The sequence below is a fragment of the Chondromyces apiculatus DSM 436 genome, assembly GCF_000601485.1.
Lineage (GTDB): Bacteria > Myxococcota_A > Polyangia > Polyangiales > Polyangiaceae > Chondromyces > Chondromyces apiculatus.
The window spans coordinates 60107-81913 of record NZ_ASRX01000069.1; the positions used below are offsets into that span (position 1 = coordinate 60107).

Here is a 21807-nt window from a genome sequence, read left to right on the forward strand (position 1 = left end):
GGGTGGACGCGCGCCGCCGCCCTGCGCGTCACAGCGACTCGGGGTAGATGCCCTCGCCCGTGGTCGTGTTGTAGGGGAGCGTGTCGTGCGCCGGGTCCTCGGCGAAGTAGGCGAAGAACACGCGGATGGCGTTGCTCCCGCAGATGGGGTCGCTGTGGCCGGAGACGTCGTTGCCGTAGATCCGGATCCGCGCCTGCTTGCCGCCCAGGTTGCCGTAGTAGAGGCGGGCCTTGTTGTCGTGGGCGTCGATGTCGGTGGCCAGGTTGACCGAGGTGTCCGAGGTCTGCAGGTAGACGTTCACGTTCGCGACCTGGCCTGTGGTGTCGTGCCGCTCGTCGTACCAGTAGAAGCCCGCCTTGAAGGTGTCCATGGCTTCGGGCAGCACGCCGCCCTCGGCCACCGGCAGGTCGAGGATCTCGCCGTCGGAGATGCACGTCCAGCCGTGCCCGTAGTACCAGGGCGCGTCGAGCTGGCCGTTGCCGAGCATGCGCATGCGCAGCCGCCCGCTGCCCCAGCGGTGATCGAGGCTCCCGGTGAGCTTTCCGGACTGCCCCTGCCGGTCGCCCATGAGGAGCATGTGGGCGTAGAGGGAGCCGGGGGAGTCGATCGAGCTGTCCCAGCGATCGTGGTAGAAATCGATGAAGCTCATCGCGGCGCTGGCGACGGTGGGGGTGGCGAGGCTCGTGGCCGCGACGTACGAGCCACCGATGCCGCCATCGGTCCGGAACTGGCCGAGGCGGTTGCCGGGGCCGGTGATGGAGACGAGGGATCGGTTCTGACCCTCGGTGGCGTTGCCGCCCCAGCTACTGCTCTCGCGGATGGGGGCGGTGCGGATGTACACGGTGTCGGCCGCGGCGTGGGCGTCGCTCTCCATGTGGGCGCCGACGGCGAAGACGCCGATCGCCGAGCCGGGCGCGGTGACCTTGCACTCGGTCGCCGAGCCGAAGTTGTTGTGGGCGGCGGCGAAGACGGCGACACCGTCCTTGTAAGCGCGGTTGGCTGCGCGCGCCACCGTGCCTGTCCCGGAGCAGACCGTGGGATCCCAGTAGCCGTAGGAGTTGCTCGCGACGTCGGGGTTGAGGGCAGCCACCTGGTCCAGGGCCTGCACCGCGCCGGAGGCGCTGGGGAAGCTGAAGAGGTAGCCGCGCGCCTCGGGCGCGTAGCCGCTGCAGGTGAGGCGGTCGGCGGCGCTGAAGGTGCCCTGGCCATCGGTGAGATCGCCGAACAGGATCCCCGCCACGCCGGTCGCGTGGGACGAGATGCTGGAGAAGGACGACACCGACGTGCACCCGGTCCCGTCGCACTCGTAGCGCCCGTTGATGCGGTTCGCGGTGGACCCGGACCCCTCGGTGAAGCCCACGTGGTCCGCGAAGCCTCCCGGTTCGAGCACCGCGAAGCGCACGTTGTCGCTCTCGCTCGTCTCGTCGAGACCGTTGCCGTCGTAGCTCGCGGCGGCCCCCGGGTTCGTGGCGTCGAAGAACTGCTCGATCTGCGCGCCCTTGCGGACGTGCACGCCGTCGACGTAGGCCTCCATGGCCTGGCGGGGGACGTCGAGGCCGAGGATGTCGCCGCGGCGGCCGAGGGCGCGGACGGCGCTGGCGGGCACCTGGGCGGTCATGCAGTACATGTTGGTGCACTGCGAGGTGACCGTACCGCCCGCCGCAACGATCGCGTCGTGCACGGGGGCGAGGGCGCGCGCGACGATGGCTTGCCGCTCGCGGGAGAGGCGGTCCCGCTCGGCCTCGTACGCGCCGTGCGTGGTCACGCGCCCCTCGGCGATGGCGCGCTCCATGAGCACCTCGAGCCCCGGGTCGGCGCTGGCCACGTCGATCTCCACGTCCACGAGCTGCCTGCCGGGAAGACGCGCGGCGAGCGCCTCCAGCTCCCGGCTGACGCGTCGGGGCGGGGCGGGGGCCACCGGGCGTTCACCAGGCTCGCTCGCGCCTGCCTTGCCGCGCGCGAGGCGGAGGAGCGACGGGGCTCGCTTCAGCGGTTCGCCGGGACCAGCCACCCCTCCGCCGACGAAGACCGCGTAACGCTTGCCGTCGCGGTCGTCGAGCGCGTCGAACAGGGGCAGCGGTCCTTCCTCCTCGGCCAGCGCGCGGAGGGGGTGGCGGTACTCGTCGTCCGGGGAGGCCGGCGTGGCCGACGTGGCCGACGTGGCCGACGTGGCCGACGTGGCCGACGTGGCCTGCGTGGCCGAAGCGGCGCCGGGATCGGCGGCCAGGATCAGGGGCTGCGCGGACGACAGGGCGTCCAGGGAGTCGGCAGGGTCTTCCGCGCCGCAGTGTGCGGCGCTGAAGGCGAGGGCGATGAGCGCAGCGCGGCGGGATGCATGCTCGGGACTGAGTCGCATCATGGTCGGTTCCTTCGGGGGCGGCGCAGGGGGCTGGGTCGCGCGGACGCTCCGGAGGGAGCGCCGTTCTCCTGCGGCGTGCGAAGGCATTGCAACCGGTGGGCCTGCTCCACGCTGGCCGCGGAGACGCGGAGAGTTGCGGAGGGGAGGGGCGCTGGTGGGGGGCCATCCCGGGGGCGCTGCACCGCGCGGGTGACACTGACACGGCGGCGTACCACCGGGGTGTCACGCGCGTGTACCACCGGGCGACGGCGCCCTCGGGGCCCTGGCACCTCGCAGCCGGGGGCGGGACTTACCGGTCGCGCGTGGCCACGTCGACGATGTGGTGATCGCCGGGAACGGGGAAGGTGGCGTCGGTGACGGCACCGCCGGGGGGGCGGATGGAGGCGGTGCCCTGCTCGGCGTCCGAGGACGTGGCGCCCGTGGCGCGCGTGGCGTCCGTCGCGCGCGTGGCATCCGTCGCGCGTGCGCCGGAGGCGTCGATGCTCTCGGCGATGATGGTGAGGGGACGGCGGCGGACCTGCTGGTAGATGCGGCCCACGTACTCGCCGATGATGCCGAGGAACAGGGCGTTCAGGCTGAGGGAGAGCAGGATGAGAACCGTGGTGGTGGCGAAGCCGAGGGGCCAGCTCGCGCCGAAGAAGATACGGCCGACGACGTAGCCGATGATGCCGAGGAAGGTGGTGACGGAGACGGCGAGGCCGGTGTAGGTGGCCATGCGGAGGGGCACCGTCGAGTGGGCGAGGATGCCGTCGAGGGCGAGGCCGAAGAGGTCACGGAGCGAGAACTTGCTCTCGCCGCGGACACGGCCGGCGCGGTCGTACGGGATGCCCTTCTGGACGAAGCCGAGGGTGGCGAGGGTGCCGCGCAGGTAAGGCTTGTCGTCGGTGATGCGGCGGAGCACGTCGAGGACGCGGCGGTCGACGAGGCGGAAGTCGCCGGCGTCGAGGGGGAGGCGGTCCTCGCTGAGCAGGTCGATGAGGCGGTAGAAGACCTTGCGGACGGCGGTGATGACGAGGCCTTCCTTGCGGGCGCGGCGGACGCCGTAGACGATCTGGCTGCCGGCCTCCCAGGTGCGGATGAACTCGACGATCAGCTCGGGGGGGTCCTGCAGGTCGCAGTCGATCTGCACGGCGGCGTCGCCGCGGGCCTTGATGTAGCCGGTGTAGATGGACCGCTGGAAGCCGAAGTTGCGCGAGAAGCGGAAGACGCGGACGCGGCTGTCGCGGGCGGCGAGCGCGGTCAGCTCGGCGAAGGTGCGGTCCTCGCTGTGGTTGTCGGTGAAGACGAACTCGTGGTCGTAGCGGTCGGCAAGAGGCGCGAAGACGGCGGTCACCGCCTCGTGGAGGGGGAAGATGTTGCCTTCCTCGTTGTAGACCGGGACGACGATGGAGATGAGCTTGCGCCCTCCTGCTTCGCTCATGTCGCTCCTGTCCCGCTTCCCGCAGACGCCGCTTCGAGGGCGCTCAGGGTGGCGCGGCGGAGGCCCTCGTCGAGGCTGACGCCGGGGCGCCACCCGGTGGCGCGCTGGAAGCGGTCGCCGTCGCCGACGAGCCACATCGGCTCGTCGCTGCGGTAGGGGCGGCGGCCGAGGCCGAGGTCGGCCTCCTTGCGGCCGAGCAACTCGGCCACGGTGAGGGCGATGTCGCGGATGCGCACGGGGACACCGCTGCACAGGTTGTAGGCCTCGTACGGGGCGAGCTCGGGGGCCCTGGCAGCGGCGAGGAAGGCGTCGGCGACGTCGTCGATGTAGGTCATGTCCCGGGCCTGCGCGCCGCCGGTGAGGGAAGGCAGCTCGACGCGGGCGAGGCTCTGCACGAGGTACGGGATGAGGCGGTGCGGTCCTTCGCCGGGGCCATACACGCCGAAGAGGCGGAGGGTGACGAAGGGGACGCCGAGCTTGCGGGCGAAGGCCGCTCCGTAGACGGAGGCGGCGACCTTGGCGGCGCCGTAGAGGGACTGAGGAGCGAGAGGATGGGCCTCGGTGAGGCGGTCCGGCTCGGCGGCGGGGGCGTACTCGGAGCAGGTGCCGGCGTGGAGGAAGCGGCGGAGGGGCCAGCCCTCGGTGGCGAGGAGGAGGCGCGCGACCAGGTCGACGTTGCCCTCGATCATCAGCTCGGAGTCGCGCTGGTCGGGGTGCACGCCGTAGGCGGCGAGGTGGAAGACGACGTCGGCCTCCACGCCCCGGAGCGCCTCGCGGAGGGGATCGACCTCGAACGAGGGGGTCTCGACCAGGGTGACGCCAGGGAGGCCTGCGAGGGGAGTGGTGGCGCTGCTGGCGCGGGTCAGGGCGCGGGTGACGGCGACCGTGCGCACGCCTTCCCGGGAGAGCTTGCGGCAGAGGGCGGCACCGATGAAGCCCGTGGCGCCGGTGACCAGCGCCGTCCGGATCGCCGTGCTCATGCCGTGGCAGCCTCGCCGGAGAGGAGCGCCTCGTACGCAGCGATCTGCGCGTCGAGGAGCGCCGAAGCGGACGCGGGGTCGTCGAGGTAGCCGCGGTACCAGTCCGCGGTGAGCGCGAGGGTCTGCTCGATGCCCAGGCGGGGGCGCCAGCCGAGGCGTGCGCGCGCCTTGCTGCAATCGAGGCGGAGGGCGACCGCCTCGTGGGGGGCGTCGGGGTCGACGGGGGCGACCTCCAGCGTGCTGCGGCCCAGGCTGTCGACGAGGCGGCGCGCCAGGTCGGCGACCGGCAGCGGGTCCTCCGTGGGTCCGAAGTTCCAGGGCTCGGCGTAGGCCTGGCCGTGCTCGTGGAGGCGCTGGCCGAGGAGCAGGTAACCGGAGAGCGGATCGAGCACGTGCTGCCAGGGGCGGGTGGAGCGAGGGTTCCTGATCCGCGTCGTCTCCCGCTTCGTCGCGGCCCGCACGATGTCGGCCACGAGGCGGTCCTCCGACCAGTCACCGCCGCCGATGACGTTGCCAGCGCGCGCCGTGGCGAGCGCCGCGCCCCCGGACACACCGAAGTACGAGCGCTGGAAGGCGGAGGCGACGATCTCAGCGCAGGCCTTGCTGGCGCTGTACGGGTCGTGGCCGCCGAGCGCCTCGTTCTCCCGGTAGCCCCAGACCCACTCGCGGTTCTCGTAGCACTTGTCCGAGGTGACCACGACGATGGCCCGGGTCGACGGCGCCCGTCGGCAGGCTTCGAGGAGGTTCACCGTGCCCATCACGTTGGCGCCGAAGGTCTCGACGGGATCGCGGTAGCTGCGGCGCACGAGGGCCTGCGCCGCCAGATGGAAGACGATCTCGGGGCGGTGCGCCTCCACGGCCTCGGTGAGCGCGCCGAGGTCGCGCACGTCCGCGAGGATGGAGGTCATGCCCTTGGCGATCCCGGCCTCGACGAAGAGGCTCGGCTGCTGCTCGGGGGGGAGCGCGAGCCCGGTGACCCGCGCCCCCATCCGCTGGAGCCACCGACAGAGCCAGCTCCCCTTGAAGCCCGTGTGTCCCGTCACGAGCACCGACTTGCCCGCGTAGAAGCTCTGCACGCCGATCTCCCTTACCAGGTCTTCCAGGGCGCCTTGCCAGACTCCCACAACGATTCGAGGAGCCGCTTCTCGCGCAGGGTGTCCATGGGCTGCCAGAACCCCTCGTGCCGGTAGGCGGCGAGCTGCCCCTCCTCGGCGAGCTTTTCGAGCGGCTCGCGCTCCAGCGAGGTGCCGTCGTCCGCGATGGTATCCAGCACGGCCGGCTCGAAGACGAAGAAGCCTCCGTTGATCCACCCCTCGCCCGACTGCGGCTTCTCCGAGAACTCGCGCACCCTGTCTCCGTCGAGCGCGAGCCCGCCGAAGCGCGCCGGGGGCCGCACCGCGGTGACCGTGGCGAGCTTGCCGTGGGCCCGGTGGAACGCCACGAGGTCGCGGATGTTCACGTTGCCCACGCCGTCGCCGTAGGTGACGAGGAAGGTCTCGTCGCCGAGCCAGCTCCGCAGCCTGCGGATGCGCCCCCCGGTCATGGTGTTGAGGCCGGTGTCGACCACCGCGATGCGCCAGTCGGGCGCCTCGCTCCGGAGGATCTGCTGCGTCCCGTCGCGGAGGTTCACCACGTAGTCGGAGTGCCGCACGTAGAACGAGTGGAAGTAGTCCTTGATGACCTCGCCCTTGTACCCGCAGGCGACCACGAAGTCGTTGAACCCGTGGCTCGCGTAGATGCTCATGATGTGCCAGAGGATCGGGTACGTGCCGATCTCGATCATCGGCTTCGGACGCGCCTCGGTGTGCTCCGAGAGGCGGCTTCCGAAGCCTCCGGCAAGCAAGACCACCTTCATGCGGCGCAGGCTACCACAGCTCCCCCGCACGCAAGCACCGTCCGCTCACATCCCCGGGTGGGTCACGCAGCGGAAGCCGATGCAGGGCACTCGTCGGAGTCCGAGACGGGGGGCGGAGTACGAGACACTCTGGCCGCACCCGGAGGCCATGAACGCGGAGCCACCGAGCGAGACGAGGTCGACCTCGTTGGCGGGGCAGGCAAGGTCGTTCGCAGCGCGCGCGGCGACGGCGTTCGCCTTGGGGTTGCAGCCGAGGGGCAGGAGCGCGGAGCGCCCGACGAGGAGCCCTGCGGAGAGCCGGAGCGTGAAGGCCTTCAGGGAAGGATCGCTGGAGGGGCCGCGGTACATGGTTGCAGAAAAACACCGCACCACCGCAGCGTGCAAGCGTGGGCTGGAACCTGACGTGTTCGCGCAGCGGCAAATGACCGCCACAGCGTCGGCGGTGATCGCCTCTGCCGCGGGTCCGCGGAGCTGCGTGCTGCTGTGCGCACCACAGGTGACCTCTTCGGGCACCGCTCTGCTGCGCTGTCGTCCATCTGCTGCGCTGTCTCCCAAAGGAGGAGCAACCTGAACGGTATCGCCACATCGCCATTGACCGGGAAACCATTTCAATGGACGTTGCATCCCAGCATCGCCAAGCAAGTCCTGCACGTCGACCAGTGAGACATGCAAGGAGACCAAGGCACCCCCAAGCACGGAGATTCTCGTCATGGCAAAGCTCAATGGTCTCGCTCTGTCGTCCCTCGTCGCCGGCGCCCTCATCACCCTCGCGGCCTCCAGCGCCCAGGCGGCGCCCGTCACCGACACGGCCCACCTGGATTACATGAACGACCTGGTCGCCTCGCTGACCGGGGTCGACCCTGCCGAGAATCGCAACAACTGGGCCAGCGCCAGCCAGGCCTGTGCAATCACCTGGGCCAACGGCTCGGCCACGCCGTCGGCGCTGACGAAGGGTGCTTGCTTCTTCACCCTCGCGCTGAGCGCGGCCTACCCGTCGGTCACCGGCTCCCAGCTCTACACGTGGTGGGGCGGCCAGAGCCCCAGCTCGCCCCGCTATTACGACCTCATCGAGGCCGAGAATCACTTCTGGCAGGTCGATCTCGTCGAGGAGATCCTCCCCGGCGACGTCCTCTCCACCAAGTACCTGAACCGGAGCGGCGTCAACACGGGCAACACCATGGTGGTCGCCGACATCTCGTTCTACACGACGCTGGCGGGCGGCACCGAGCGCTACATCGTCACCGTCGTGGACTCGACCAACAGCCCCCACGGCCAGCAGGACACGCGGTACGACCTGGACTACCCCATCTCGGGCGTCGGCTCCGGCCTCATCTTCCTCGACGCGGACCCGGTCACGGGCGGAGTCTCTGGCCATTCCTGGAGCAATCAGGGCCAGACCTATTCGTCTTATTACACCATCACCGATCGCCCCCTCGTCGTGGGCCGCTTCGACCGCAACAAGTAATCGCAGGACACGCCTGGCTCACCCGCCACGGCGTGACAGCGCTGGCGCGCTCAGGTAAGGGCCACCTCCCATGGCCCACCCTGGCGTCCGTGCCATCCTGCTCGTCTCCCTCGCTGCCTGTGGTGGACCTGGCGCGCTCCCCGCGTCTCCCCCGCGCGCTGCGCCGCCAGCCCAGGTGCACAGGGCAGCGTCTCCCCCACCACCCTCGTCGACCTCCACCCCCGCCCCGCTGGCGCGCCTCGGCAGCGCGCTTCGCGTGGTGGCCGGCTCCGCGCACACCTGCGTGCTCGGCTCGGAGGGCGTCGTCCGCTGCCTCGGCAGCAACGAATCGGGTCAGCTCGCGCCGCGGTCGCCGAAGAGCGCCACCGTCGCCGACACCGTGCTCCCGGAGCGCATCGTCGACGTCGCTGCCGGCGACGGGTTCACCTGTGCCCTCGGCGCCTCGGGGACCGTGCAGTGCTGGGGCTGGATCTTCACCGACCATCCCTCGACGGGCGCGAAGACCATCAAGGGCATCGGCGGTGCGACGGCCATCGTTGCGCGGGGGTCCTCGGGGTGCGCCGTCCTCGCGGAGGGAGACGCGGCATGCTGGGGGTACGGCCCGTGGGGGCAAGAGGGCGACCAGCGAGAAGATGCCATGGCGGTCCGCCTTGGCCTCCGTGACGTCGCGTCGGTGAGCGCTGACGAGCGGTACCTGTGCGTCACCCTGAAGAGCGGCGCTGCGCAGTGCATGGGCGCGCTCCCGTGGCGGGAGGAGGAGGCGACCTCCTGGGTACCCATCGCCCCCCCGAAGGGCACCAAGGCGGCGTTCCGGGGCGTGTCCACCGCGTCCTCTCATGCCTGCTTCACGACCGACGCCGAACCCCTCTGCCTGGACGACACGGGTGGCGGTGATGCGGGCGGCTCGTCCCGCGTGCCTCTCTTTGCCCGCCGCGCGCAGCGGCTCCAGGTGCATCACCAGCGCACCTGCGCGCTCGGTGCCGCAGGGCGCGTCGCCTGCTGGGGCGGCGGGGCGGGCCCCGCGCTCGGTATCGACCCCGATGCCCCCATCGTGGATGGCGTCGTGCCCGTGGTTGGCGTGAGCGACGCCATCGACCTCGCGCTCTCCAGCGGGCACACCTGCGCGCTCGATGCGCGCGGGGACGTCTCCTGCTGGGGAAGCAACACCCACGGTCAGCTCGGCGACGGCCAGCCCATCTACCGTCCCAGCCCCGTGGACACCGGGGTCGTCCCGGGCCTGGAGGACATCCAGGGAGGCTTGCACGAGACCTGTTGGCTCGCCGAGGGCAAGATCTCCTGCCGCGGTGGCAAGGACGACCTGGGACCCTGGCCGCAGCAGGCCAGGATGCTCGATCGCGTGGCGGCCATGGATCTGGGCCAGTCCACGGTGTGCGGGCTGCTCGTCGACGGTGACGTGAGCTGCGGCATGTTCCTGTCGCACGACCGCTGCAAGGACGGTGAGGACCAGCGGCACTGCGTCGTCGAAGCGCGCTGGGATCGGGACACGCTCCCGCGCTTGCCAGGAAAGGCCACGGCCATGGCCGTGGACCGCGTCGGCAACGTGTGCGCCGTCGTGAACGGCGCCGCGCACTGCCTGTTCCACCTCGGCGAGGCCGGCGGCTACCACGACGACGCCTGGCAGAAGATCCCTGGCATCTCGGGCGCGACCGCCGTCACGGCCTCGGTGAGCACCATGTGCTTCATCCAGGGAAAGGATCGCCACCTGGCGTGCTTCCACGACGACCGCTTCGACGCCGACCAGGACTTTGCCCAGACGCCCCCTCGCCCCCGCGTGGCCCGGGTCGAGGGCCTCACCGGCGTCGACACCCTGGCCGCTGGCGTGGACCGGTTCTGTGCCATCGCCGGGGGCGCGCTCCGGTGCTTCGAGCCGACGTTTCAGACGGGTGATCCTCCCACCCTCCGCACCACGTCGCCTCGACCGATCAAAGGCCTGCCTCGCGCGGACGCCATCGCGGGCGAGGACGACATGTTCTGCGCGATCTCGCAGGGCAAGGTCCATTGCTGGGGTCGCGGACAGCATCAGCCGGGCCTCACCTACCAGGAGCGCGCGGCCATGTTCGCCCGCCTCGACGCCATCCCCTTGCCTCGCCCAGCGACGCACGTCGGCGTTGGCTACGACCACGCCTGCGCCAGCACCGACGACCAGCACCTCTGGTGCTGGGGCCTCGACGACGGCGGTCAGCTCGGCGCGGGCCGCGTGGCAGTGTCGTTCCGCCCCGTCCGCGCGGTCGTGTTTCGCTAGGCTTTAAGCGTGCCAGCTCGGTCCGGTTTTGTTCGGCACGCTGACCCTACCGCCGGGCGGCGCGCTTCTGGACCGGATCGCGCAGCGCGGAGGCGATGGCCGCCTGCAGCGTGCCGTACGTCGAGATTCCACTCAGATCGAGCCCGAGTCCCACCAGCGTCTGCGCGGCGGCGGGCCGCACGCCCGTGAGCAGCGTCTCGGCGCCGAGGAGCCGCAGCGCCTGGGCCGTGCTCACCAGCGCCGACGCCACCTGCGAATCGATCTCCGGCAGGCCGGTCACGTCGAGGATCACCACCGCCGCCCGATGGGCCTGGATGCCTTCGAGCGCGGCGTCCATGACCCGGCCCACGCGCTCGGCGTCCATCTGACCGACGAGCGGCATGACCACCACCGAGTCGGTGATCGGGATGAGGGGCGTCGCCATCGACTCGACCGCGGTGCGGAGCCTGTCGCGCTGGAGGCGCAGCTCGCTCTCGAGCGCCCTGGTCTCCTGGAGCGCGCGCTCCAGGCGGGCCTGGGACTCCTTGAGCCCCGTGATGTCGTAGGCCGTCCCGAAGATGAGGCGATCGGCGGCGGGCGCGCTCATGTCCGCGCTCGCCATCCACACCAGCCACCGGTACGAGCCGTCCTTGTGACGGTAGCGGTTCTCGAAGTGGATGGTCTTGTGGCCCTCGACGAGCTTCGCTGCCTCCTGCTTCGTGAGCTCCTGATCGTCGGCGTGCACGAAGTTGAAGAACTGCGTGCTCCGCAGCTCGTCGAGATCCCAGCCCAGCGTCTCCGTCCACGCAGGGTTGAGATCCACGAAGTACCCATCGATGTTGATGGTGACCAGCAGGCCGATCGAAAGGTCGAAGAGGATCTCGTGCGTCGAGGTCATTGAGCCTCTACCGGGCGATCCGTCGTCGAACGGAGCACACCCGAGACCATCATCGTTGCCTGACCTCTCCAGGGTCTGTCAAGGCGACCAGAGGCGCACTGATCATGGTCTCCGGGGCGTTTCCCTCACCATTTGTGTGCGGCGTGTGCGGCGCGTCACCAGCGCCGCGAGCGGCGCGGAAGCCAGGAGCGCGAGGAGATGTACGGACCATCGCCCCTGCCCACGATCGTCACCCGCCGCGGTGCAGGTGCAGCCGCCACTCGTGGCCGCGATCTCTCCGCTCCCTGCCCAGACATCGGCGCCCACGGGCAACGCGCGCACGCCGAGCGACTGTCCGGCGTAGCGCACGTCGACCGTGAGCGTGGTCCCGTACACGCCCGCCGGCCCGGCGACGGCGAACGACCACATCCCGTGCTGCACCTCGGAGGGGCCTTCGAGCAGCAGCCCGCCGCTCACGCGCACCTCCAGCGCGTCCGCCTCGACCCCTTCGGCCACCGTCCCGTCCGACCGGCGCAGCTCGATGAGACCCCGCACCGGCCACGTCGGATCGGAGCGCGCGTAGCTGCTGGAGAGCACGTACCAGCTCCGCGCCACGTCTGCGGGGACCCGCGCCGCATCCGGAGATCGCGGCTCGCCCACGGGCCGCGCGTGGTGCAGGTCGAGCACCTGCATGGCGCCCTCCACGTCCAGCGCCCCGGGCCCGAGCTGGGTCGGATCGGACACGGAGCCTCCCGGGTAGCGCGCCCCCGCCTGCAGGATCTCCGTCACCTGCGCCTGGGTGAGCCCGGGATCGCGCTGGAGGAGCAGCGCCACGGCGCCGGCGACCTGGGGCGCCGACATGGACGTGCCGCTCCCGATACCGTGGTGATCGTCGACCACGTAGCAGAGCTGGTCGCCCACACACGCATCCGGATCGAACATCCCCCCCGGCTTCTCGCGCGGGTCGGCGCTGAAGGCCATGGCTGCGGCCACGTAAGCCCCTGGCGCGCTGATCTCGGGCTTCGCCACCCCCTCCGGCGTGGGCCCTGCGGAGCTGAACCGACAGGGGCTGTCCACCTCGAACGACGCGGCCACCAGGAACGGCTCCGTCGCGCCGAACGGCGTCCACGCGAGCCGGTTCACGGTGCAGCCCACCGCGAGGAGCTCCGGGTGGCTCGCGGGAATGGTCACCGTCCCCTGCCGCGTCGCCCGCGAGAACATCAGGCCGAAGGACAGGCCGTCCTCCCTCTCGGCCTGGCCCGTCACCCAGAGCTGCGCGTCTCCCTTGCCCCGCAGGAGCACGCGGATCTCCCCGGCTTCCCAGCTCCCGTCCCAGAGCACCGCGGCGCTGTTGGTGTCGCCCTCGATCGCGAGCTTCCCCTGGCGAACCCGGTTGCTCACCGCCGCGTCGACCTCCCCCTCGTCGTCGCCCGCTCCTGCCACGTTGCCCGGCTCGACGAGCCCGACCCAGGTGCTCCCATCGGGCCCTTCGAGCCCCACGGAGACCTCGTCTCCCGGCCGGAACGTGATCCACACGTTGGCTTGCCCTTGCACGGCCTTCCCGGTGCGGATGGGCACCCGCACGGTCGCGCTGGGAGGCACGTGCACCTCCGTGTGGATGCCGGCATGCCCCCCGCCTTCGACCTTGTACAGCGACCCGCTGTTGCCGGCGGCCACCACGATGACCCTCCCCGGCTCGTCCTCCCCGACCATCGCGGCGAGCCCCTGCTCCAGCGCGCTGGTCCCATCGTGACCGCCGAAGTTGCCGCCGACGCTCAGGTTGACGACGGCCGGCATCTCCATCGCCTCGGCGCGGTCGAAGACGAACCTCGTCGCGTTGAGGATGTGCGCGTCCTTGAAGCCGCCCGGGGGCGAGGGTGCCGCCAGGATCAACGCCGCCCCTGGAGCGACGCCCACGTAGCGCGGCTCGCTCCCCGTCATCGGCCCCCCGTTGCCTGCCGCGATCGAGGCGACATGCGTCCCGTGTGCCGCGCGGCGCGCCGAGAGCTCCTCGTCACCCTCCGCGAGGAGCGCGTCGATGTCCTCTCCCGACAGGACGGCGCACGCCTCCTGACGCGGGTCCGTGCACCCGTACTCGTCCTCCAGCTCGGGGTGGAGCCCGCGCGGCGAACCTGCCTGGAGCAACCAGCGGATCCGGCTCTTGCCGTTCTCGTCCCGGAGGTCCGGGTGGGTGAGATCGAAGCCTGTGTCGATGACGCCCACGACGACCCCTTGCCCGGTGTGGCCCGTGCGGAGGTGGTAGTCCGACGCTCCGGTCAGCGCCCCGGAGGCATCGAGCAGCGGCAGCCGCTCCGGTCCTGCCAGCATGGGCAGGCCGAGCTGGCTGGCGTGGAGCAGCACCTCTGAAGGCGTGAGCGCGATCCCGCCGAAACCAGGCGCCACGGGCAAGAGGCCCAGGGCGCGCGCGTCCGTGCCGCGGGGGAGGGGAACGAGGATGGACATCCGCCCGCGCTCATCGGCCATCGGGTGGCGTTTCCCGGGACGACCCAGGGCGCGCGCGAGCAGCTCGGCAGGCATGTCGGCCCGCGCGGCCGAGGGCAGGGCGAGCGGAGACCCCGCGAGCAGGGCAGCGAGGAGCGCGAGGGAACGCGGGCGCACCCCCGGAGTCTACAGCCGTCCCCGGTGGCGCGTCGCCTTCAGCGTGCGCTCATGGTGATGCGCACCGGCGTCGGATTCGCGAGGTTGTCGCTCACCGGGCAGCGCGCCTTCACCTCGTTCCGGAGCCTGGCGATCTGGTCCGCGCTGGCATTGCTCTCGATGATGATCTCCACCTCGATCGCCTGGAAGCCCGCCCGCACCTCCCGGTTCGTGCCGGAGAACTTCGCCGGGTCGAGCGCGCCGCGCACCGTGATCTCCGTGCTGCTCACCTCGATGCCCAGCTCCCTGGCGACGTAGAACGTCATGTAGCTCAGGCACCCGCCCTGCGCGGCGAGGATGAAGTCGAGAGGGCTCGGCGCCCCGTTCCTCCCCCCGAGCTCCGGCGGCTCGTCCATGAAGATCTTGAAGGCGTGCGCCTCGGTCGTGCTGCGCGCCATGCTCTCACCCACGGTGCGCGTCATCCCTGTGTACATCGGCTTGGCATCCATGATGGTCCTCTCCTCGGGCGTCTTGACGGTCGACAGCGTTGCAACCTTCATGCAAGCCGCTCGCCGCACCCCGGGCACGAGGTCCTGCCGGGGTCGGCCAGCGCGTGGCGCGACCCTCGCCGGACATCCGCGAAGGTCCCGAAACGCGCGACTCAGTCCCGCAGCCCGACGGCCTTCGCGTAATCGATCGCCGGCAGCGCCCGCCGCTCGCCCACGGCCGGCAGCGTGAACCGCACGAAGCGGGTCTCGTCCCAGATCAGCCAGATCAGCGACGGATCGTCGAGGCGCTGCGCGAAGGTGAAATCGACCTGCCGCGGACGCGCCCCGTCCCCCATCAGGGACCGCACCTCCGCCGTCATTCCGGGCAGCTCCACCCGGTCTCCTACCTTGAATGGCGTCCCGGCGGTGCGGAAGACCAGCGACGTCCATTCGGCCAGCATGCCTTCCGAGGCGGTGAGCGAGAGCGTCTGCGCCTCGGGCCGGGTGACTTCCAGCGTCCCCGCGACGGCCACTGCGAGCAGGCGCGTCGCCTTCGGCAGCGACCCGTGCTCCATCTGCGTGAAGCGGGCGGCGAGCGCCGTGGTGGTCACCAGCGCATCGGGCGCATTCACCACCACCACCGTGCTCTCCGGCAGCATCGCCTCGGCTGGCAAGCTCTCCGTGGCCCGGTCCACCTCGACCCGCATGATCCGGATGGTCAGCAGCGTCCGCGCTGGCAGGAGCGGCACGGCGAGGACCACGTGGATCACCACGAACAGCCCCGCGAGCCCGCGCACGCCCCACCGCGCCCCCCGTCCCAGCCCCTCGCGCGCTCCCGAGAGCAGCGCCCCCACCAGCCCGAACGCCCCGAGCCCCGAGAACAGGAGCAGCCGGTCCGAAGGCCACGTCGCGCAGGCCGGCACGAGCGAGAGCACCATCCCTGTCGCCCAGAACGCCGTTGTCCGGTCCCGGCGCAGCCCGAGGGCGAGCCCGGCACCCACCAGGCCCACGATCGGCACCGTGAAGAGCGTCATGCGCCAGGGCGCCCCCGGCGGCAGACCCCCCCACAGATCTGCCGGAGGGAGCGCGATCTGCCCTGCCAGCAGCACGGGGAGCCGCATCAGCACCGCCGCCACGAACGTCCCGGCCTCGCCCACCGGATCGATGTAGAACGCCCCCCCGGACGCCCCGTACCCCCCGAGCCGGTACAGCACGGCCCACCCCAGCGTCATCCCCGCATAGGGCGCGAGCGCGAGCGCCACCTCCCGCACCCGCCCCTGCTGCCCGCCCTCCCCGCGCGGCCCGTCATCCCCGCTCTCTCCGCCCTCCCCGAGCCTTCCGCGATCGAGGAAGACGGCGTGCGCGAACAGGTAGGCCAGCGTCGACGTGCCCCCCTCGCCCGCGAGCATCGACAGCGAGAACCCAGCAGGCCCGAGCACCCGGCCCGGCGTCCACCCCTCCCGCCTCGCGCGGTCGTGGGCGGCGATCGCCAGGAAGCCGAACAGCGCCGAGAGCAGCGCGTGCCGGTTGGCGATCCACGCCACCACCATCGCGTGCGCGTCGTCCACGGCGAACAGGAGCACCGCGAGCCCCGCCGTCGCCGTGACCCCCAGCACCCGCCGGTACACCAGCCCCGCCGCGAGCACGAGCAACCCGTACAGCAGCACGCTCTCCGCGTGCATCCACGCGAACGCCTCGGGGTACACCCGGTAGTCGAGCGCGTGCCACAGCGACGCCAGCGGCCGCAGGAACGCCAGCCGGAACCCCGGGCTCGTCCACCAGGGCCACAGCCCGAGATCCATGTTCCTGTGGAAGTTCGCCCGGTCCCGGTCCTGGAACCGGAACAGGTCCCAGTCGCCGCGCATCCCGCTGTCGAGCTGCACCTCCGGATCGAACTGGAGCTTGTGCGTGTGGTCGTCGTTCATCGCCCCGCCGCCGAGTGCCGGCAGCATGAGCACCACCGCGACCACCGCCGCCACGAACGGGGTGCGGGGCGACGCAAGGGCCTGCCTGATTCGTCCCTGAAGCGGCATTCCAGCACCTTTCGCCGAGCACCACGCGCCCGAGCACCACGCGCCCGAGCGCCGCGCGTCCGACCTCCCCGAGCCTCACTCGCAGTCGATGATCTCCACCTCGTACGTGATCGACGGGTTCGTGCCCGTCACGCTCACCGCGTACGTGTGCCCCACCTCCGACACCCACCCCTGCGGCACCATCCGGAGGGCCGAGCTGCTCCCGAAGCCTCCCGCGAGCTGCGTCACCGCCACCGGCCTGTTCTCCCCGCCGTCCATCACTGTCACCTGCGCGCCCGCCAGATCGATCGCCGAGCTCTGGAGGGTCCACCCCGTCTGGTCCACCGACGCATACGAGGCATGGAGCGCCCCCGAGGGGAACTTCCCCGGCGACGGCCACGCGACATACGGCGGATTCTCGTCGCCCGACCCACCCAGCACCCACATGCACGAGGCGCTGTCCGTCGACCCGAGGCCGATGGACCCCAGCGACCCGGAGAGGATCCAGCGCCGGTGCCCCATCGTCGTCTCGTTGCCCGGGTCGGCCATGTAGAGGTCCACCCCGTCCACGCCCGGTGTCGACGCGATGTTGCTGTTGGCCGCGCCCTCCGCGCCCGCCTGCGAGTAGCACGTCCAGCTCGCCGGCGGCGCATGCGACAGCATGTTGTTCGCGTCCATCATCAGGGCGCAGGCCTGCGCCTTCTGATCGCGCGCCGCATCGTTCGTCACCGCCCCCATCCCTGCCAGCCAGCGGTACAGGTTGACCAGCTTGAGCGCATTCGCGCGTCCATCCGCGGACGTATCGCCCGCATTGCACGACGCCACGCTTCCGCTCCACGTCCCCTCGCCGAGATCGGCGCGGTCCCCTTGCCATCGCGCGCAGACCGACGCCTCCTCCGACCCCCCCGCGCCGCCTCCACCGGGCCCACCCCCGCCCGAGGCGCTGCCGCCCCCGTGTCCGTGGCTCGCGGTCGATGTCGTCGGCGAAGCCCCCGACCCCCCCTCGCCCGCGGAGGCCCCGCCCCCCTCGGTCGACGCCTCTCCATCATCGCCCGAGCACGCCGCGCCGAGCCCCGCAAATGCCGCCAGGCCCACGCCGAGGACCACCACGCGCCGGAGACCGAGGAGCCCTGCAGGAGAGGAACGCATGCCGCGACCGTATCACGACCCTCCTGCGCCACAGAAGGCGCGGGGTCGCTCAGTCGCAGCTCTCGAGGAACCCGATGTCGAGCCCGCCATTGCAGGCCGTCGGGCTCCCGGGCGTCGGCGACAGGGCCACGTCCCGCGCGGGCGATCCGGTCTGGGTGTAGTAATCGTTGGCGGTCGGGTTTGCGACGAAGTCCGGGTTGTCCTCGACGCTCACCGTCGTGTCGGGCGAGCCTCCCCACCCTGTCACCGACAGCGCCTTCCACTGCGTGAATGTCCGGTCCGACATCCCGCTCACCTTGAACTTCACGGCCCCGGAGCTGTTGAAGAACACGTTGTGGCTGCTGGTGAACCCGTCGGAGTAGTCACGCGCGATCTCGATCGCGGGCCCCCCCGAGGTGCTGATGATGTTGTTCCACACGTGCGTGTTCTTTGAGGTCAGCCCGTCGTAGTCCATCACGCCGATGTCGATGCCCGCGCCAGGAATGCCGTCGAGGGTGTTGTTGTAGATGTCCGTGCCCCCGGCGATCCAGCCCACCCGGATGCCCTTCCCCTCCGCGGTGTAGCTCCCGTTCGTCTCCTGGTGCAGGGCGAAGATCACGTTGCGGCGGAGCACCACGTTCTGCACCCCATGCTGCGAGCCCGAGGCAGTCCCCACGGTGATCCCGAGCCCGCTGTCCCAGATCCGGGTCTTCTCGACGAGGATGTTCCGCGCCTTGTAGTGAATGACCACCGCCGCCCCTTCCTTCGCGGTCCGGGCGGGCACGTACCCGTAGAACTTGTTCCCATCCACCCCGTCCGTGCCGGCGATCGTCACCCGGTTGCAGCTCTTGATGTCGACCGCGTTCTCGATGTTGTCGTGGAGCCGGTTGTCCTCCAGGAAGATGTCCACCGGATCGCTGCCTGTATCCGGCGGCGTGGCATCGCCCGGACCGGCGCACTGGATCCCATCACCGCTGTTGTCGTGGGCCTCGTTCCGCGAGACCTCGACCCGCGCCGCGTTCACCCCCACCCGGAAGGCGTGGGCATCCTCGTACGTGTTGTAGTTGGAGCCAATCTTGTTGTTGTAGGCGAGGTTCTCGCGCACCAGGATGTCCGTGCCGTTGATCCGCACCGCGTGCCCCGAGTTGCCGCGGATCACGGACCCGATCAGCGCGTTGTGCGCGTACCCCGAGTCGAACGACACCGCGCGCGGCGAACCGATCCCCGTCTTGTTGAAGTCGAACCCGCGCACCACCCAGTACGCGCCCCGGAACCTGAGGAGCGGCGTATCGGTGGTGCTCGGCGCCGTCCACACCGGCCGCGTCGTGGTCCCCGCCTGGGGCACCCCCACCAGCCGGATGGGATTGCTGCTCGTGCCCGTTGCGGTGAGCGTCACGAACTCGGCATAAGGTGTCGTCGTCCCCTGCACGTAGATGGTGGCCCCCTGGGTCGCCCTGCGGACCGCCTCCCCGATCGTCTCCAGCGGCTCCGACGAGGTCCCGGGGTTGTTGTCGTCGCCTACACCGACCGTGTTGTTCACGAAGAGCGTCCCCGTCCCCGGAGTCGCCAGCGCCCAGGCGAAGTTCGGCCTGTTGGCGGCCCCTGCCGTGGTGATCACGGCCTCCGACGCGCTGGCGGTGACCTCCGCCTCGTCGCCGCCCTCGTCGCCCGGCGCTCCCGTGGCGCATCCTGCGGCGAGCGCTGCCACCCCCAGCGCGAGCGCCGCCCTGCCCAGCAGCGGCCGACGGCGATTGAGGTGGGGAATGGTCGTCGCGGGAGAGGTCGGGACCAGGCCGTCATGCGCGCGCGTGGGAAGACGGACAGAGAAAGCGTCAATTCTCATGGGATTTCCTGCAAGGCTCCTTGGTTCTCAGGCTCGTGTCGTCGCGCGCCCCCCCGGCGATGGCCACCGCGCGACGTTTTCGAGAATTGCAGCCGCCAGGCCAGCGCCATCACCTCAAGCGCGCTTCAGCGTGGGCCTCGCAGAATCCTATGTCCGCATATGAAAACCGCCGGCCCGGCCTGCAACACGCGTGGAGGCATCCACCATCGTCCTGTCAGGAGATTCTTGGTCGTGTCGTCTCGGACGCAGGCACCCCTTCACGTCCTCGTCCTGCGGCCGTCGCCTGCACCTGCGGCTTGCGTCACGGTCACCCAACTTGCGCGACTCCGACGCAACTCGCGCCGGCTCTGCGCAAACGCCGCGACATCGTCTGACCCGACCCGTCCGTGACCAGGATCTCCCGCGCCGGACAGGGGTGGACAGCCTCGCGTGCCGGGGGCTTCTCCCTCCACCACAAAAGCATGTTGATAAAAAACTATACTGACTTACCTTTTGCTCATCATCACCTGGAGCGGTGCCGGGAGAGCCCTGTCTGCTCCACTGAGGAGGCACGTCATGACCACGAAGGCGCCGCACGGATCGCCCCTGGTAGAGGACTTCCCGATGAGGCGGGTGTGCCCGTTCGCACCGCCTCCCCGTTACGCCGAGCTGCGCGCGCGGACCCCGATCGCGCGCATCACCTTGCCGAACGGGCACACTGCCTGGCTCCTGACGCGGCACGCCGACGTGCGCGCGGCGCTCGGACACCCCCGGGTCAGCTCCGATCCCACCCACCCCGGCTTCCCCGAAGGGCAGATGGCCGAGGGAGACGCCGAGGAGCGTCGGGCGCCCCTCCTCATCGAGAGGGACCCGCCCCAGCACGGGAGGCACCGCCGCATGCTCATCCCCGAGTTCACCGTCCGGCGCGTCGACGCCCTGCGCCCGCACCTCCAGCAGACCGCCGACCGGCTCCTCGACGACATGCTCCACGAGGGACCCCCGGCCGACCTGGTCTCCGCCTTCGCCCTCCCGCTCTCCTCCCTGACCATCTGCCACCTGCTCGGCGTCCCCTACGCCGACCACGCCTTCTTCGAGGCCCAGGCCCGGGCCGCGCTCTCGTCCCCCCCGGCCGAAGCCGAGGCGGCCTTCGCCGCGGTCTCCGCCTACCTCGACGGCCTCGTCACCGAGAAGGAGCGCCAGCCGACCGACGATATGATCAGCCGCCTCATCGTCGAGCATCTCCGCACCGGCGCCCTCACCCACGCCGAGCTGGTCGGCGCCGCCACGCTGCTCCTCATGGCCGGCCACGAGACCACCGCCAACATGATCTCCCTCGGCGTGGTGACGCTCCTCGCCCACCCCGACCAGCTCGCCCAGCTCCGCGCCGACTGGACCCTCACCGCGGGCACCGTGGAGGAGATGCTGCGTTACCACTCCATCGGCGACGCTGGCGCCGTCCGCGTCGCCGTCGACGACATCGAGATCGGCGGGCAGCACATCCGCGCCGGCGACGGCATCATCCCCCTCGTCGCCTCCGCCAACCGCGACCCCCTCGCCTTCGAGCGCCCCGAGGACCTCGACATCCACCGCCGCGGCCGCCACCACCTCGGCTTCGGCCACGGCATCCACCAGTGCCTCGGCCAGAACCTCGCCCGCGCCGAGATCGCGATCGCCTACCGCACCCTCTTCGAGCGCCTCCCCACGCTCCGGCTCGACGCCCCCTGGACGCGCTCCCCTTCAAGTACGAGACCGAGGTCTTCGGCCTCCACGCCCTCCCCGTCACCTGGTGAACTCCCTCGCCCCGCGAGGTGAGTCCCTCACCTTCGCACCCCAGGCGAGAACCCGACCCACTGGATCCTTCCCCCCGCTGTCCTACCATGGCGCCATGGACAGCAACCCCCCGCCCGCCCCGCCGCGCCTCGGCCTGCGCGAGCGCAAGAAGGAGCAGACCCGCAACGCCATCGCCGAGACCGCCAAGGCCATGTTCGCCGAGCGCGGCTTCGATCACGTCACCGTCGCCGAGATCGCCGACGCCGCCAACGTCTCCGTCAAGACACTGTTCACCTACTTCGGCTCCAAGGAAGACCTGGTCTTCGAGGACGAGAACGGCCTGCGCGACGAGCTTCTCCGCCACGTGCGCGAGCGCCCCCCTGGCGCCTCTGCCCTCGACGCCGTGCGCGCCCTCATCGACCAGCTCCTGGCCCTCTCCCGCAAGCGCTTCGCGAGCGAGGCCCTCGAAGGCTTCCGCCGCACCGTCGACAGCCCTGTCCTGCAAGCCCGCCTTCGCCTGATGTGGGACCGCTACGAGGAGGCCCTGGCCGAGCTCCTCGCCGAGGAGACCGCCGCCCCCCCGCACGACCCTCACCCCCGCCTCGCCGCCGCCCAGATCATCTCCGTGCTCCGCCTCCTCGGCTCCGAGGACGTTCGCGCCCACGTTCGCGCCCACCGCCCCCGAGAGCAGCAAGCCGCCCTCCAGAGCTGGCTTCACGCCTCCTTCGCGCTGCTCGGCGACGGCCTCCGCCACTACGCCACCCGCCCCGAGCCCCCGGCCCCCCCTCCCG

The 21807-nt window shown here is 71.0% G+C and carries 16 protein-coding genes; 4 read left to right on the forward strand and 12 right to left on the reverse strand.

Annotated elements, in window-relative coordinates; translation table 11 throughout:
* Positions 1-28: 28 nt before the first annotated feature.
* The 6 genes from CAP_RS34025 to CAP_RS34050 form a co-directional block, all read right to left on the reverse strand.
* Positions 29-2359: a S8 family serine peptidase gene (locus CAP_RS34025; RefSeq protein ID WP_044248523.1), complete on the reverse strand. Its 2331-nt coding sequence runs from the start codon at positions 2357-2359 to the stop codon at positions 29-31.
* A 289-nt stretch (positions 2360-2648) separates the two neighbouring features.
* Positions 2649-3779, reverse strand: a complete 1131-nt coding sequence (locus tag CAP_RS34030; protein WP_063748791.1) for a glycosyltransferase family 2 protein — start codon at positions 3777-3779, stop codon at positions 2649-2651.
* Positions 3776-4759 (reverse strand): NAD-dependent epimerase/dehydratase family protein, encoded by a 984-nt coding sequence (locus tag CAP_RS34035; RefSeq protein WP_044248526.1) that lies wholly within the window; start codon positions 4757-4759, stop codon positions 3776-3778. Before CAP_RS34035 ends, CAP_RS34030 begins: the two co-directional genes overlap by 4 nt.
* On the reverse strand, positions 4756-5835 hold the full coding sequence (gene rfbG, locus CAP_RS34040; protein WP_231511844.1) for a CDP-glucose 4,6-dehydratase: 1080 nt from the start codon (positions 5833-5835) through the stop codon (positions 4756-4758). The genes CAP_RS34035 and rfbG overlap by 4 nt, the downstream gene beginning before the upstream one ends.
* An 11-nt stretch (positions 5836-5846) precedes the next feature.
* Positions 5847-6614 (reverse strand): glucose-1-phosphate cytidylyltransferase, encoded by a 768-nt coding sequence (gene rfbF / locus CAP_RS34045; protein ID WP_044248529.1) that lies wholly within the window; start codon positions 6612-6614, stop codon positions 5847-5849.
* A 45-nt stretch (positions 6615-6659) separates the two neighbouring features.
* Positions 6660-6962 (reverse strand): hypothetical protein, encoded by a 303-nt coding sequence (locus CAP_RS34050; RefSeq protein WP_044248531.1) that lies wholly within the window; start codon positions 6960-6962, stop codon positions 6660-6662.
* Between the two features lie 361 nt (positions 6963-7323).
* Between CAP_RS34050 and CAP_RS34055 the strand changes: the two genes are divergently transcribed.
* Together CAP_RS34055 and CAP_RS34060 are read left to right on the forward strand one after the other, a co-directional pair.
* On the forward strand, positions 7324-8079 hold the full coding sequence (locus CAP_RS34055) for a hypothetical protein (RefSeq protein WP_044248534.1): 756 nt from the start codon (positions 7324-7326) through the stop codon (positions 8077-8079).
* A gap of 70 nt (positions 8080-8149) precedes the next feature.
* Complete coding sequence (locus CAP_RS34060; RefSeq protein ID WP_044248536.1) at positions 8150-10342, forward strand: RCC1 domain-containing protein; 2193 nt, start codon at positions 8150-8152, stop codon at positions 10340-10342.
* A gap of 46 nt (positions 10343-10388) precedes the next feature.
* Here CAP_RS34060 and CAP_RS46160 read toward each other — a convergent pair whose 3' ends face one another.
* The 6 genes from CAP_RS46160 to CAP_RS34090 all read right to left on the reverse strand — a co-directional run bounded on the left by CAP_RS46160 (position 10389) and on the right by CAP_RS34090 (position 19267).
* A complete protein-coding gene (locus CAP_RS46160) occupies positions 10389-11219 on the reverse strand; it encodes an STAS domain-containing protein (protein WP_052376499.1) in 831 nt (276 codons plus the stop codon).
* Positions 11220-11321: 102 nt separating this feature from the next.
* Positions 11322-13817, reverse strand: a complete 2496-nt coding sequence (locus CAP_RS34070) for a S8 family serine peptidase (protein ID WP_044248538.1) — start codon at positions 13815-13817, stop codon at positions 11322-11324.
* 38 nt (positions 13818-13855) lie between these two features.
* A complete protein-coding gene (locus CAP_RS34075; RefSeq protein WP_231511845.1) occupies positions 13856-14356 on the reverse strand; it encodes an OsmC family protein in 501 nt (166 codons plus the stop codon).
* Positions 14357-14457: 101 nt separating this feature from the next.
* Positions 14458-16317 carry a hypothetical protein gene (locus CAP_RS34080; protein ID WP_044248541.1) on the reverse strand — a complete coding sequence of 620 codons (1860 nt, stop codon included), beginning with the start codon at positions 16315-16317 and terminating at the stop codon, positions 14458-14460.
* Positions 16318-16392: 75 nt separating this feature from the next.
* On the reverse strand, positions 16393-17445 hold the full coding sequence (locus tag CAP_RS55315) for a CAP domain-containing protein (RefSeq protein WP_044248543.1): 1053 nt from the start codon (positions 17443-17445) through the stop codon (positions 16393-16395).
* Positions 17446-17494: 49 nt separating this feature from the next.
* A complete protein-coding gene (locus tag CAP_RS34090) occupies positions 17495-19267 on the reverse strand; it encodes a right-handed parallel beta-helix repeat-containing protein (protein ID WP_044248545.1) in 1773 nt (590 codons plus the stop codon).
* A gap of 555 nt (positions 19268-19822) precedes the next feature.
* Between CAP_RS34090 and CAP_RS34095 the strand changes: the two genes are divergently transcribed.
* Together CAP_RS34095 and CAP_RS34100 are read left to right on the forward strand one after the other, a co-directional pair.
* Positions 19823-21058, forward strand: coding sequence for a cytochrome P450 (locus tag CAP_RS34095; RefSeq protein WP_231511846.1), 1236 nt, complete (start codon positions 19823-19825; stop codon positions 21056-21058).
* Positions 21059-21131: 73 nt separating this feature from the next.
* Positions 21132-21807: TetR/AcrR family transcriptional regulator (locus CAP_RS34100; RefSeq protein WP_052376500.1), on the forward strand; the 676-nt coding region annotated here is incomplete at its 3' end.

What these genes read in the sequence shown, in the direction of transcription:
- CAP_RS34080 (WP_044248541.1), bottom strand. Translation starts at nt 16,317, where the DNA reads ATGCCGCTTCAGGGACGAATCAGGCAGGCCCTTGCGTCGCCCCGCACC.
- rfbF (WP_044248529.1), bottom strand. Translation starts at nt 6,614, where the DNA reads ATGAAGGTGGTCTTGCTTGCCGGAGGCTTCGGAAGCCGCCTCTCGGAG.
- CAP_RS34055 (WP_044248534.1), top strand. Translation starts at nt 7,324, where the DNA reads ATGGCAAAGCTCAATGGTCTCGCTCTGTCGTCCCTCGTCGCCGGCGCC.
- CAP_RS34025 (WP_044248523.1), bottom strand. Translation starts at nt 2,359, where the DNA reads ATGATGCGACTCAGTCCCGAGCATGCATCCCGCCGCGCTGCGCTCATC.
- CAP_RS34090 (WP_044248545.1), bottom strand. Translation starts at nt 19,267, where the DNA reads ATGAGAATTGACGCTTTCTCTGTCCGTCTTCCCACGCGCGCGCATGAC.
- CAP_RS34060 (WP_044248536.1), top strand. Translation starts at nt 8,150, where the DNA reads ATGGCCCACCCTGGCGTCCGTGCCATCCTGCTCGTCTCCCTCGCTGCC.
- CAP_RS46160 (WP_052376499.1), bottom strand. Translation starts at nt 11,219, where the DNA reads ATGACCTCGACGCACGAGATCCTCTTCGACCTTTCGATCGGCCTGCTG.
- CAP_RS34030 (WP_063748791.1), bottom strand. Translation starts at nt 3,779, where the DNA reads ATGAGCGAAGCAGGAGGGCGCAAGCTCATCTCCATCGTCGTCCCGGTC.
- CAP_RS34075 (WP_231511845.1), bottom strand. Translation starts at nt 14,356, where the DNA reads ATGAAGGTTGCAACGCTGTCGACCGTCAAGACGCCCGAGGAGAGGACC.
- CAP_RS34035 (WP_044248526.1), bottom strand. Translation starts at nt 4,759, where the DNA reads ATGAGCACGGCGATCCGGACGGCGCTGGTCACCGGCGCCACGGGCTTC.
- CAP_RS34050 (WP_044248531.1), bottom strand. Translation starts at nt 6,962, where the DNA reads ATGTACCGCGGCCCCTCCAGCGATCCTTCCCTGAAGGCCTTCACGCTC.
- CAP_RS55315 (WP_044248543.1), bottom strand. Translation starts at nt 17,445, where the DNA reads ATGCGTTCCTCTCCTGCAGGGCTCCTCGGTCTCCGGCGCGTGGTGGTC.
- CAP_RS34095 (WP_231511846.1), top strand. Translation starts at nt 19,823, where the DNA reads ATGACCACGAAGGCGCCGCACGGATCGCCCCTGGTAGAGGACTTCCCG.